General features: G+C 73.7%; 11 protein-coding genes and 1 riboswitch. Of the genes, 8 read left to right on the plus strand and 3 right to left on the minus strand.

Annotated features, from left to right (window positions below; genetic code table 11):
• Nucleotides 1-63: 63 nt before the first annotated feature.
• The 6 genes from IEX22_RS12820 (at nucleotide 64) to IEX22_RS12845 (ending at nucleotide 6,743) form a co-directional block, all read left to right on the plus strand.
• Nucleotides 64-402: a YciI family protein gene (locus IEX22_RS12820; RefSeq protein ID WP_188668806.1), complete on the plus strand. Its 339-nt coding sequence runs from the start codon at nucleotides 64-66 to the stop codon at nucleotides 400-402.
• Nucleotides 399-1,511, plus strand: a complete 1,113-nt coding sequence (locus IEX22_RS12825) for an alcohol dehydrogenase catalytic domain-containing protein (RefSeq protein WP_188668807.1) — start codon at nucleotides 399-401, stop codon at nucleotides 1,509-1,511. Before IEX22_RS12820 ends, IEX22_RS12825 begins: the two co-directional genes overlap by 4 nt.
• Nucleotides 1,508-3,238, plus strand: coding sequence for an FAD-dependent oxidoreductase (locus IEX22_RS12830; RefSeq protein WP_188668808.1), 1,731 nt, complete (start codon nucleotides 1,508-1,510; stop codon nucleotides 3,236-3,238). Before IEX22_RS12825 ends, IEX22_RS12830 begins: the two co-directional genes overlap by 4 nt.
• A complete protein-coding gene (locus IEX22_RS12835; protein ID WP_188668809.1) occupies nucleotides 3,235-5,058 on the plus strand; it encodes an FAD-dependent oxidoreductase in 1,824 nt (607 codons plus the stop codon). Before IEX22_RS12830 ends, IEX22_RS12835 begins: the two co-directional genes overlap by 4 nt.
• A gap of 5 nt (nucleotides 5,059-5,063) precedes the next feature.
• Nucleotides 5,064-5,756, plus strand: coding sequence for an SDR family NAD(P)-dependent oxidoreductase (locus IEX22_RS12840; protein WP_188668810.1), 693 nt, complete (start codon nucleotides 5,064-5,066; stop codon nucleotides 5,754-5,756).
• 231 nt (nucleotides 5,757-5,987) lie between these two features.
• Nucleotides 5,988-6,743: a C40 family peptidase gene (locus tag IEX22_RS12845; protein WP_188668811.1), complete on the plus strand. Its 756-nt coding sequence runs from the start codon at nucleotides 5,988-5,990 to the stop codon at nucleotides 6,741-6,743.
• 29 nt (nucleotides 6,744-6,772) lie between these two features.
• Here IEX22_RS12845 and IEX22_RS12850 read toward each other — a convergent pair whose 3' ends face one another.
• Nucleotides 6,773-7,411, minus strand: coding sequence for a VOC family protein (locus IEX22_RS12850; RefSeq protein WP_188668812.1), 639 nt, complete (start codon nucleotides 7,409-7,411; stop codon nucleotides 6,773-6,775).
• A 121-nt stretch (nucleotides 7,412-7,532) separates the two neighbouring features.
• Nucleotides 7,533-7,649, plus strand: a riboswitch (SAM riboswitch).
• A 64-nt stretch (nucleotides 7,650-7,713) separates the two neighbouring features.
• On the opposite strand from IEX22_RS12850, the gene IEX22_RS12855 reads away from it, so the two are divergent.
• A complete protein-coding gene (locus tag IEX22_RS12855; RefSeq protein ID WP_188668813.1) occupies nucleotides 7,714-9,039 on the plus strand; it encodes a bifunctional o-acetylhomoserine/o-acetylserine sulfhydrylase in 1,326 nt (441 codons plus the stop codon).
• Nucleotides 9,036-10,184: a homoserine O-acetyltransferase MetX gene (metX, locus tag IEX22_RS12860; RefSeq protein ID WP_188668814.1), complete on the plus strand. Its 1,149-nt coding sequence runs from the start codon at nucleotides 9,036-9,038 to the stop codon at nucleotides 10,182-10,184. Before IEX22_RS12855 ends, metX begins: the two co-directional genes overlap by 4 nt.
• Before the next feature lie 150 nt (nucleotides 10,185-10,334).
• Here the strand turns inward: metX and IEX22_RS12865 are convergent, their stop codons facing one another.
• Entirely contained in the window at nucleotides 10,335-11,003 is a 669-nt protein-coding gene (locus IEX22_RS12865; RefSeq protein ID WP_188668815.1) for a LysE family translocator, read from the minus strand.
• Nucleotides 11,004-11,287: 284 nt separating this feature from the next.
• Nucleotides 11,288-12,109 carry an SGNH/GDSL hydrolase family protein gene (locus IEX22_RS12870; protein WP_306464457.1) on the minus strand — a complete coding sequence of 274 codons (822 nt, stop codon included), beginning with the start codon at nucleotides 12,107-12,109 and terminating at the stop codon, nucleotides 11,288-11,290.
• Nucleotides 12,110-12,229 lie beyond the last annotated feature (120 nt).

A 12,229-nucleotide genomic window follows, 5' to 3' on the forward strand; every position in this document is an offset into this window, starting at 1 on the left:
CGGTGCCCGCACCATCCGGTGCTGCCCGGGCGCCGACCGACCAACGACCACAGGAGGTCACCCATGTCACTGTTCACCGTCACCTACCGCTACACCCCCGGGTCCGGCGCCGGACGCGACGAACACCGCCCGGCCCACCTCGCCTTCCTCCAGCGGCTGTTCGACGAGGGCCGGCTGGTCGTCTCCGGGCCCACCGACGCCACCGGTCCGGAGCCCGGCGCGCTGCTCGTCGTCCGCGGCGACTCCGTCGACGACGTCGACGCGACCATGGCGGGCGACCCCTTCGCGCGGCAAGGCTACGTGGAGCGGACGACCCGGTCCTGGGCTCCGAAGTTCGGGGCGGCCCGCCTCGCCGAGACCGTGGTCGAGACCGTGCAGACCGGATCGGCGGCCGCCCGATGAGCACCCCGACCGTCAGCACCGGCGCGACGAGCACCGGCACCACCACGGTCACCGGCAACGGCACCATGCTGGCCGTCCGGACCGTCGCCGCCAACACCCTCGACTACGTCGAGGTCGCCCGGCCCACTGCGGGGACCGGGGAGGCCCTGGTCCGGATCGACCACGTCGCCCTGTGCGGCACCGACCTGCACATCTTCGAGGACGACTACGCCTCCGAGTTGCCGCTCGTGCAGGGTCACGAGCTCGCGGGTACCGTCGTCGCGGTGGGGCCCGGGGTCGACACCCTGGTCGCCGGCGACCGGGTGGCGGTCGATCCCCTCATCCCCTGCGGGGAGTGCGGAGCCTGCCGCGAGGGACGTGGCAACGTGTGCGGCCGCCTCGTGGTGTTCGGCTGCTACTGCGACGGCGGCCTCGCCGAGTTCCTCGCCGTCTCCGCCGTTCGGTTGCACCGGCTCCCCGCGGGGATGCCGTCCGAGCTCGGCGCCATCGCCGAGCCGGTGTCGATCTCCCTCCAGGCCGTCTCCCGTGGTCGCGCCGCCGCGGGGGAGACCGTGCTCGTGCTCGGCGCGGGGCCGATCGGCCTGCTCGCCACCCTGGCCCTCCGGGATCTCGGGTGCACGGTGATCACCGCCGACACCATCCCGGGACGGCTCGAGCTGGCGCGCGACTTCGGCGCTCACCACACCCTGCTCATCGACCCCGCCGCGCCCTTCCCCACGGACGAGCTCGACGCGGCGCTGCCCGACACCGCCGCCGACGGGCCGCAGCTCGTGCTCGAGGCCACCGGTGTGCCGGCGTCCCTGACCAACGCCGTCACCGCCGTGGCCCCCGCCGGGCGGGTGGTCCAGGTCGGCATCTCCGTGCGCCCCACCGCTTTCCCGCTCAATCTGCTGCCGTTCAAGGAGATCGACCTGCTGGGAAGCCGCAACAGCCAGGGTCTGATTCCGCAGGCCCTCGAACTCATCGCCCGCCACCCGGACACCGTGCGCGGCCTCATCACCCACCGGTTCGGGGTGCGCGAACTCGCCACCGCCTTCGCCACCATGCACGACGCCGGGCAGCGGGTGGGCAAGATCCTCATCGACATGCCCACAGGCGGTCGGTCATGACGACGACGGCCCCCACCACGCCGATCCTCACTCCCGTCGGGGACCTGCCCACGGACGTCGACGTCGTCGTCGTCGGCTCCGGGGCGGCGGGGCTGACCGCGGCGACGAGGGCCGCCGACGCCGGTGCCCGCGTCGTCGTCCTGGAGAAGGCAGCGCAGCTGGGCGGGACGACGGCGGCCGGCGGCGGGGTGCTGTGGGCCCCGGCCAACCGGCTCGGCGCCGCAGCCGGCTACGCCGATTCGCGTGAGGACGCGCTCGCCTACCTGACCGCCGCGACCGGCGGCACCATGGCACCCGAGGACGTCGCCTGGTACGTGGACCGCTCCGGTGTGGCCGTCGACTGGCTCGCCGAGCACACACGCGTCCGGCTCACCCCGCTGGCCCGCCCCGACTACCGCCTCGGCTGGCCCGGTGCCACCCGCGGCGGGCGCAGCCTCGACAACGAGGCCTTCGACGTCGGCGCCGTCCCCGGGCTCCCCGAAACGATCCGGCCGTCGAGCTACTTCCCGCTCCTGACCATGGCCGAGCGGGATGCCCTCAACGGCGCTGCCCCGGACCCCGCACTCCTGTCTCGCCGTACCGACGACGGTGTGCGGACCATGGGCGGGGCGCTCGTCGCCGGTCTGCTCGTCTCCGCGCTGGACCGCGGCGTGGCGGTCGCAGCCGGTGCTCCCGTCACCGGGCTCGAGCCGCATGACGACAGCTGGACCGTCACCGTCTCCGGCGGCGCCGGGACCGACACCCGGATCTCCGCGCGCGCCGTCGTCCTCGCCTCTGGCGGCTTCGAGTGGAGCGAGGAACTGCAGCGGGCCTTCCTCCCGCACCCGGTCACACCGATCTCCGCCCCCTCGAACGAGGGCGACGGTCTGCGGCTGGGCCTCGAGCTCGGCGCCGCCGTCGCCGCGATGACCACATTCTGGGGCGTTCCCGTCATCACCCCGCCCGGGCACGTCTACGACGGCCGGCCGTCCGGGCGGATGGGCAACGTCGAGATGACCCTGCCCGGCTCGATGACCGTCGGCGCCGACGGCCGGCGCTTCGTCGACGAGGCCCTCAACTACCACGACGTCTCCCACGTGATGGGCGCCGTCGACGAGCACCGGCTCGTGCCCAAGGGACTGCCCGCCTGGCTCATCGTCGACACCCGCTACCTGGACACCTACCCGATCGCGGGCTCGACCCCCGGATCACCGGCCGACGGCATGGTCTCCGCGCCCACCGTCGAGCAGCTCGCCATGCGGATCGCGGTCGACGCAGACGCACTCGCCGACGAGGTCGCGCGCTTCAACGCGGACGCGGCAGACGGCATCGACCGGGTCTTCGGCCGCGGGTCGACGGCCGAAGACCGGTTCCTCGGCGACGCGAACGTCACCCCGAACCCGTGCCTGCGGCCGCTGACCGAGGCGCCGTTCCACGCCGTTCCCCTGCACTGCGGAGCGCTCGGCACCTCCGGTGGCCTCGCCACCGACCACCACGCCCGCGTGCTCCGCTTCGACGGCAGCGTGATCGACGGCCTGTACGCCGCCGGCAACGTCTCGGCCACGCCCTTCGGCGGCGCCTACCCCGGCGGTGGCTCCACCCTCGGCCCCGCCGTCACCCGCGGGTTCGCTGCCGGTGAGCACGCCGGCAGGCTTGCCGCTGCGCATGCCGGGGCGCAACCGGACCCCCACCCCGATGACGCCGCTGCCACGCGCACTGCCACCGTTTTCCAGGAGTTCCCCGCATGAGGCCCGCCGTTTCCGACACCGCCGCCGACGTCCCCGCCGGCACCACCATCCCGTATCCCTCCGGCGAGCCCGCCGCCGCCCTCCACGACGGCGACGCGCTCGACGTCGTCGTCATCGGTGGCGGCGGCGCCGGTCTGTCGGCCGCGGTGTACGCCGCCATCGCCGGCCTGCGGGTCGCCGTCATCGAGCGCACCGACCGGGTGGGCGGGACGACGGCGTGGACCGCCGGGACCACCTGGGTTCCCGGAACCCACCACGCCGCCGAGGTCGACGCGGCCGACACCCGCGCCGACGCCGCGGCGTTCCTCGACGCCGCCGTCGGGCCGCACGCCCCGGCAGCGCTGCGGGAGACCTTCCTCGACCTCGGCCCCGAGGCCGTCGCCGTCATGGAGGCTGGCTCGTCCGTGCAGTACGTGGCGCGGAAGGTCCACCCGGACTACCTCACCCAGCTGCCCGGATCCCGGCTCGCCGGGCGGGCGCTCGAGCCGACCACCTTCGACGGCGCCCGGCTCGGCGAGCGCCTCGCCCTCGTGCGCGACCCGCTCCCGGAGTTCACCGCCTTCGGCGGCATGTCCATCGAGCGGGACGACATCGGTCACCTCGCGGGTGCCCGCCCCACCGAGGAGTCCCGGCGGCACCTGCTCGCCCTGCGTCGTGCCTATCGCGACGCCGTCGCCGAGCACGGGCGTGACACCCGGCGCACCATGGGCAACGCCCTGATCGCCGGGCTGCTGCACACCCTCGACGAGCGGCGCGTCCCGGTGCTCACCCGCAGCGAGGTCACCTCTGTCACCCGCCGCCAGACCGGGTGGGACGTGCTCGTCGACGAGGACGGCACCACCCGGCGCGTGACCGCCCGGAACCTCGTCATCGGCTCCGGCGGATTCAATCGGCACCCCGGCCGGCGCGCGGCCCTGCTCCCGGGTCTCGACGTCTCCTGGTGCCCCGGCGCACCCGGCCACACCGGGCAGGCGCACGACCTCGTCGACCGCCTCGGCGGCCACTACGGTACCGCCGGGTTCGCCCACACCTTCTACGCCCCGGTGTCCACCCGCCGGCGCGAGGACGGCAGCTGGGCGGTGTTCCCCCATTTCGTCATGGATCGCGCGAAGCCGCACATGGTGGTCGTGGACCAGCACGGTCGCCGCTACGTCAACGAGGCGACCAGCTATCACCTCTTCGGCAAGCAGATGGTCATGCACGAGCACGAGGATCCCGGCTCCGCTGCGCCGTCGTTCCTCATCACCGACGCCACCGGCATGTGGACGTACGGTCTCGGCATGGTGCGCCCGTTCCAGCGCGAGCGGGCGCTGCGCCGCTACCTCGACGACGGGTACCTGGTCCGCGCCGACTCCCTGACCGAGCTCGCCGAACGGCTGGACGTCCCGGCCGACAACCTGGAGCGAACCATCGCCCACACCAACACGTCCGCCGCCCGCGGCGAGGATCCCGAGTTTCACCGGGGCTTGAACGACTACCAGCGGTTCAACGGCGACCCCGCCTCCGAGACCGGGCACCCGAACATCGCCCCGGTCGACGGCGCCCCCTACTTCGCGGTCCGGATCTATCCCGGTGACATCGGCGCGTCCACGGGGTTCGAAACCGACGCGACGGCCGCGGTGCTGGGCGCCGACGGCGCCCCGATCGGCGGTGTCTACGCCGTCGGCAACGACATGCAGTCGGTGATGGGCGGCACCTATCCCGCGCCCGGCATCACCATCGGGCCCGGCCTCGTCTTCGCCTACGCGGCCGTCCGCGCCATCGTCGGCGGCGATCCGCTTCCGGGAGCGCAGACGCGACGCCCGCTGGCGGGGTGGTGAGGCCCGTGGCGCGGTACCCCGACGGCGCGCGGGCGCTCGTCACCGGCGGCACCGGGGGCATCGGGGCCGCCTGCGCGCGGCGGCTGCGCGCCGAGGGTGTCGACGTCGTCACCGCCGACCTGCACCCGGACGCCGACATCCGCTGCGACATCACCGACGAGGCGGCCGTCGCGGCGCTTGCGGCCCACGTCGGCCGGGTCGACGTTCTCGTCAACTCCGCCGGCATCCAGGGCCTCGAACGGCCGCTCACCGCGACGACCCTGGTCGACTGGCAGCGCGTGTTCCGGGTCAACGTGGACGGCACCTTTCTGCTGTGCCGCGCGGTGGTGCCCGGCATGACGGCTCGCGGCTGGGGGCGGATCATCAACCTCGCGAGCATCGCCGGGAAGGAGGGCAACGCCCGGCAGAGCGCCTACTCCGCGTCGAAGGCCGCCGTCATCGGGCTCACCAAGGCGCTGGCCAAGGAGCTGGCCGAGACCGGCGTCCTCGTGCACGCCGTGGCACCGGCCATCATTCGCACCCCGCTCAACGCCGAGACCGACCCGGACACCTTCGCCCGGCTGCTGGACAAGATTCCGATGCGCAGGGCCGGGGAGCCGGATGAACTGGCCGCGCTCGTCGCCTGGCTGGCGTCGGCGGAGTGCACCTTCACCACCGGCGCCGTGCACGATCTCTCGGGCGGTCGCGCCACCTACTGACGGGCGTTCCAGGTCCGGGGTGGGTGACCCGGCCGGGGGGATTCCCAGCATCATCGCAGGCAGGGACCGTGGCCGTGCCGGCATGGGGTGCTCTAGGGTGAGTCTCATCGTGCCGGCCGCTTCGGCGCTCGGGGCGGACCGTTCACTCGCCCGGCCCGCCGGGGGAGTGCGGGGGCCGGCACTTCTTCACAGCATCGGTGACGCCGCCGTCGCCGTCACAGGGGGAATGTCATGACCGCTCACTCCGCCCGGCATCGCGCCGAGCCCACCCGGTCCGCCGGGTCCGTCGTTGTCGCACTGGCCAGCGCCGTCACGTCGGGTGCGGTCGACAGCGCTCTCGGCCGGGCGCTCGACGGTGCCCTCGCCCGCTGCGGTCGACGGGCGGCCACCGGCGCCGCCACGGTGGCGCTGACCGGCGCGGTCACCCTCGGCCTGGCCGCCCCCGCCCAGGCGCACTGGCTCGTCGCGCCCGCGCCCGCGCCGTCGTCGAGCACCGCGGCCACCACGCCGGTCACGGACGCCGCCTGGCCGATCCCCGACACGGGGATCCGCGCCACCCTGCCGACGACGCTCGGTCCGGTCACCACGTGGCGCACCCCGACCGCCGCGGTCGCCACCGGCGACGCCGCCGCGCTGCGCAACGCCGTCATCGCGACGGCCCAGAACGGGGTGGGCCACCGCTACGTGTGGGGTGGCACGTCCCCGGTCACGGGCTGGGACTGCGGGGGTTACGTCAGCTGGGTGCTGCGGCAGCACGGCTTCGACCTGCCGGTGCTCGGAGGGGACGCGATGGCCACCGCCCTCGGGGCCCAGCAGATCCCGCTCGCCGAGGGCCGCCCCGGCGACATCATCTGGATCCCGGGTCAGCACATCGGCATCTACGACGGCAACGGCGGCGTGTTCGAGGCGCTCAACCCGGTGCAGGGCACCATGCACACCCCGTACCACGGGGGCCTGCTGATCCGGCTGCCCGTCAAGGACGGCTGACGCCGGCCGGACCTGCGCGGGTGCCGTCGTCAGATGGTGACGGTGCCGCGGGGGGTCTCGAACGTGACGGACAGGACGCCCGGCGTGCCGTTGGGGGCCACCCAGTCGACGTCGACGTCGGCCAGCGCGTCCCGCACGTCCCGGCCCAGCCAGTCGGTCACCCGGGACGGCGAGCCGGCGATCTGCAGCTTCGCCAGCGCGACGTCCGTGGGGGCCGCCATCGACGGGTGCAGGTCCGGCGGGCTGATCCAGTGGAGCAGGAACGGGACCTGCGGGTCCGCGATCAGGCCCTTGACCCCGATCTGGCGCCACTGCAGCTCCCGGCCGTCCGGGAACTTCCGGTTGCCCGGCACGGCCTCGCGGCCCAGCCGCTTCTCGTACAGGGCGAGGTCCGACACGCTGACCACCCAGCCGAGCCAGCCGCCGCCCAGCTCGGATCGCGCCCGCACGGCCTGGCCGAACGGCGCCTTGTCCGCGGACGGGTGGTCGAGCACCTCGACGACCTCGATGTACCGGTGGTGCTGCAGCGGGAAGATCGCGTTGCGGGTGCCGAACCGGGGGTGGATGCCGCCGGTCACCGGGTGCATGCCGAGGGCCTGGCCGATCTCGTCGGCGCAGGCGGTCAAGCCCGCGGGTCCGCAGGCGAACGAGACGTGATCCAGGCGCATGCCCACATCCTTGCACCGGCACCTTTCGCCCGCGGGTTAGGTGACCCTAATCACCCGGGGCCGGTTCGCCGGGCGTCATCGACTTGCGCGGAGGGGCCGGCGCACCGAACACTGGTGCGCAGGTCATGAGCGTCAGCGACATGCAGCCCCGGCTCGCTGACCGGCAACCCTCCAACCGCGGTGGGGTGCCCCGGGTGAAGACCGGGCGGCGCGCGTTCGCGCGTCGCAAGCGCGGGCCGGTGTGTCCCGAGGGCGGCGCACCCGCGGCCCGGACTCGCCGGCTCCCGTCCGAGAGGAACGGCATGTCCGACACCTGGTCCTTCGAGACCCGCCAGATCCACGCAGGTCAGCAGCCCGACCCCGCCACCGGGGCGCGGGCACTGCCGATCTACCAGACGAGTTCGTTCGTGTTCGACGACGCGGATCAGGCGGCCTCCCGCTTCGCGCTCGCCGAGCTCGGTCCGATCTACACCCGCATCGGCAACCCGACCAACGAGGCGGTGGAGAACCGGGTGGCGTCGCTGGAGGGCGGCGTCGGCGCCCTGCTGCTCGCGTCCGGGTCCGCCGCGACCACCTACGCGATCCTCAACGTCGCGCAGAGCGGTGACCACATCGTCGCCAGCCCCTCCCTGTACGGCGGCACGCACAACCTCTTCCACTTCACGCTGCCCAAGCTCGGCATCAGCGTCAGCTTCGTCGAGAACCCCGACGACCCGGCGTCCTGGACCGCCGCCGTCCGGCCGAACACCAAGGCCTTCTTCGGGGAGAGCATCTCCAACCCGCGCCAGGACGTGCTCGACATCGGCCCGGTCGCCGACGCCGCGCACGCCGCCGGGGTGCCGCTGATCGTGGACAACACCGTGGCCACCCCGTGGCTGATCCGGCCGTTCGAGCACGGCGCCGACGTCGTCGTCCACTCCGCCACCAAGTATCTCGGCGGGCACGGCAACGCGATCGCCGGGGTGATCGTCGACGCCGGCCGGTTCGACTACACCGCCGAGCCGGGCCGGTTCCCCGGGTTCACGGAGCCGGACGAGTCGTACCACGGCCTCGTGTTCGGCCGGGACCTCGGGGAGGGCGGCGCGCTCGGCGCGAACCTGTCCTACATCCTCAAGGCCCGCGTGCAGTGGCTGCGGGACACCGGCGCCGCCGCGAGCCCGTTCAACGCGTTCCTCATCGCGCAGGGCCTGGAGACCCTCAGCCTGCGGATCGACCGGCACGTCGCCAACGCCCAGCGGGTGGCGGCGTGGCTCGAGGAGCGCGACGACGTGCTCTCCGTCGCGTACGCCGGGCTGCCGTCGAGCCGGTGGTACGAGCTGGGCCGGAAGTACGCGCCGAAGGGAGCGGGCGCGGTGCTGGCGTTCGAGCTGGACGGCGGCGCCGAGGCCGGCCGCCGGTTCGTCGACGCCCTGACCCTGCATTCGAACGTGGCGAACATCGGGGACGTGCGCTCGCTCGTCATCCACCCGGCGTCGACCACCCACAGCCAGCTCTCGGACGCGAACCAGCTGACCGCCGGGGTCAGTCCGGGGCTGGTGCGCCTCTCGGTGGGGCTCGAGCACATCGACGACATCCTCGCCGACCTCGAGACCGGGTTCGCCGCCGTCCGGGAGGCCCGCGCCGCATGAGCGTGCTCCCGCGGCACCGCCGGCAGCACGACGGTCGGTCCGCGCTCGCCTCTCTCGGCGACGCGGCGGCCGCCGTGCGGTTCGCGTCGGTGGGTGACCTCGCCCTGGAGCGCGGCGGCGTCCTGCCCGACGTCGTGCTCGCGTACGAGACGTGGGGCACCCTGAACGCGGACGCGTCCAACGCGGTGCTCATCCACCACGCGCTGACCGGGTCCTCGCACGTGGCGCGCGGGGACACGGACGTGCCGGGCTGGTGGGACGCGCTGGTGGGGCCGGGCTGCCCGCTGGACACGGATGAGCTGTTCGTCGTCTCGATCAACATGATCGGCGGCTGCTACGGCTCCACCGGCCCCTCCTCGATCGCCCCGGACGGCCGGCCCTGGGGATCCCGGTTCCCGCTGATCACCCTGCGGGATGCCGCGCACGCCGAGAGGCGGCTGACGGAGTCCCTGGGCATCGACGCGTTCGCCCTCGTCATCGGCGGGTCCATGGGTGGGGCGCGCGCCCTCGAATGGGCCGTGACCCACCCCGACGCGGTACGGCACTGCGCGGTGCTCGCGATCGGCGCGGCCTCGACCGCCGAGCAGATCGCCTGGGCGCAGCCGCAGGTCCTCGCCATCCGGAACGACCCGCACTTCGCCGACGGCAATTACTACGGTGGGCACACCCCGGACGCCGGGCTCGGCATCGCCCGCCGCATCGCCCACATCACCTACCGCAGCGAGGCGGAGCTCGGGGCCCGGTTCGGCCGGAGCGCGCAGCCGGGGGAGGACCCGCTCAGCGGCACCAACGCCTCCCGCGGCCGGTACGCCGTCGAGAGCTACCTCGACCACAAGGCCACGTCCCTGGCCGGTCGGTTCGACGCCAACAGCTACATCGTGCTCTCCGACGCGTTGATGAGCCACGACGTCGCCCGCGGCCGCGGCACCCTGGAGCAGGCGCTCGCCGGGGTGCGGGCCGAGGTGCTCGTCGCCGCCGTCACCTCGGACCGGCTCTACCTGCCGGAGCAGTCCTTCGAGCTCGCGGCGGCGCTGCCCGGCGACGTCCCGGTGCACCTGGTGGACGCCGCCATCGGGCACGACGGCTTCCTCACCGAGATGGGCCAACTCGGCGCCCTGCTGGACGCGCACGTCTTCGGCCGCTGAGGCGGTTCTTGGGCGGCTCTGCGGAGCGTTCCGGAGCGCTCCGGAGCAATGGCTACGGTGAGTGTTGCCGGTGGGACGGATGAGGCGCCGACGGGTTCACTGCCGCCACATCCGTCACACTCGGTGTAGCCAACGCTCCGCCCACCTGGGTCAGCGGGCGGTCGGCGCTCCGCCGGTGACCGACTCGACCGCCAGCGTGCCGCCGAAGCCGAGCAGGACGACGCCGGTGATCCGGTCGATGATCCGCAGGGACCGCGGGCTGGAGAGCCACCGACGCGCCCAGCGGCCGCCGACGATCAGGACGCCGAACCACGTCATGGTCAGGGTGGCGTGCACGCCGGCGAGGATCACCCCCATGAGCAGCGGTGGCACCCCGGCGGGGAGGAACTGCGGGACGGTCGCGAGGTAGAAGACGCCGACCTTGGGGTTGAGCAGATTCGTGCCCGCTCCCACCAGCCACCCGCGCCCCGCGGAGGTCGGAACCGGCGGCAACTGGTCGTGCAGCTGCTGCGGCGCGGTCCGGCCGTGGCGCACCGACCGGACGATCATGGACCCGCCGAGCCAGAGCATGTACCCCGCGCCGGCGATCGTCAGCGCCCGGTACGCGACCTCCGAGGCGGCCAGCAGGGCGGAGACGCCGACGGCCGCGGCGATACCCCACACCATCGCGCCGGTCGCGACGCCGAGCGCGGTCGCCCAGGCGTACGGTCGGGTCCGGGTGAGGGAGGACCGGAGCACGAGGGCGGTGTCCAGGCCCGGCACCAGGGTCAGCAGCCCGGCGACCACGGCGAAGGCGAGGACGGCGTCGAGGATCGTCACCGGATCAGGCTACGGGGCGTCCCGCGCTCCCAGGCCCGGCGGGCCGACGACGGCCACCTGCCGCATCGGCCCGGACGCTCGGACCGTCACCCCCGGCGGCGCCGGGCAACGGCTGCGTCGAGGGACGGCCGGTGGGACCGGTGGTGCCGTTCGGGACGGATCAACCCGCTCCGACAGCACGAACGGTCCCCCTCGCGGCGCCGGCGAACGACGGCGGATCCTGCGGGAAGGTGACGGTGACGTCATCGTCGCCGTGCCCGGGATCGGAGAAGCGAGGACCCGCCCTACTCCGAGCCCGGCGGCATGCCGGGACCGAACACGGGGCCGGCCACGGGGCGCTTCGCGGTGACGTGGTCGCCGGAGGAGACCCGCCGGATCCGGCGCAGCACCCAGGGCGCCAGGTACTCGCGCGCCCACACCAGGTCCTCCGTCCGAGCCTGCCGCCAGGTGCGGGTGGGGAGGGGCTTGGCCTCGAGCGGGTGCAGGTCGTGCGGCACGTTCAACGAGTCCAGGGCCATCATCGCGATCCGGTGGTGCCCGAGCGGGGAGAAGTGCAGGCGGTCCGGCGCCCACATCTGGGGCTGCAGCAGCTCGCGCAGGGACCACATGTCCGCGATGACGGCGTCGTGCCGTTTCGCGACGGTGTGCAGGTTCTCGTTGAAGATCGCGACGCGGCCCCGGATGGCCCCGAGCACCGGGGTGTCCCGGATGTCGGGACCGGTGAACAGCAACACCGTCGCGCCGGAGGCGGCGAGCCGGCCGATCGCGGCGTCCAGCCGGGCCGCGACGGCGTCGGGATCGGCGCGGCGGATGATGTCGTTGCCGCCCGCCGAGATGGTGACCAGGTCCGGTTTGAGCTCCAGCGCCGGGTCGAGCTGCTCGGCGATGATCTGGTCGAGCAGCCGGCCGCGGATGGCCAGGTTGGCGTACGCGAAGTCCCGCGCGGTGTGGGCCAGCTCCTCGGCGAGCCGGTCGGCCCAGCCGCGGTGACCGCCCTGCGCCGAGGGCTCCGGGTCGCCGATGCCCTCGGTGAACGAGTCGCCCAGGGCGACGTACCGGGTCCAGGGATGCACGGGCTCTCTCGCCTCGTTCGCGTTCTCACTCACCCGCACATCGTGCCACCGCCAGGAGCGCCAGCTCGATGCTCCTATGGATGTCAAGGGTGGGTGAGGACTGAGTAGATCTCGCGGGCGATGTGGCGTTTGAGGCAGCGGATGACGTCTTTG

This window comes from Tersicoccus solisilvae, from assembly GCF_014643255.1.
Lineage (GTDB): Bacteria > Actinomycetota > Actinomycetes > Actinomycetales > Micrococcaceae > Tersicoccus > Tersicoccus solisilvae.

Coding starts and splice junctions, on each gene's coding strand:
- IEX22_RS12825 (WP_188668807.1), top strand. CDS start 399: ATGAGCACCCCGACCGTCAGCACCGGCGCGACGAGCACCGGCACCACC.
- metX (WP_188668814.1), top strand. CDS start 9,036: ATGAGCGTGCTCCCGCGGCACCGCCGGCAGCACGACGGTCGGTCCGCG.
- IEX22_RS12850 (WP_188668812.1), bottom strand. CDS start 7,411: ATGCGCCTGGATCACGTCTCGTTCGCCTGCGGACCCGCGGGCTTGACC.
- IEX22_RS12820 (WP_188668806.1), top strand. CDS start 64: ATGTCACTGTTCACCGTCACCTACCGCTACACCCCCGGGTCCGGCGCC.
- IEX22_RS12835 (WP_188668809.1), top strand. CDS start 3,235: ATGAGGCCCGCCGTTTCCGACACCGCCGCCGACGTCCCCGCCGGCACC.
- IEX22_RS12855 (WP_188668813.1), top strand. CDS start 7,714: ATGTCCGACACCTGGTCCTTCGAGACCCGCCAGATCCACGCAGGTCAG.
- IEX22_RS12830 (WP_188668808.1), top strand. CDS start 1,508: ATGACGACGACGGCCCCCACCACGCCGATCCTCACTCCCGTCGGGGAC.
- IEX22_RS12845 (WP_188668811.1), top strand. CDS start 5,988: ATGACCGCTCACTCCGCCCGGCATCGCGCCGAGCCCACCCGGTCCGCC.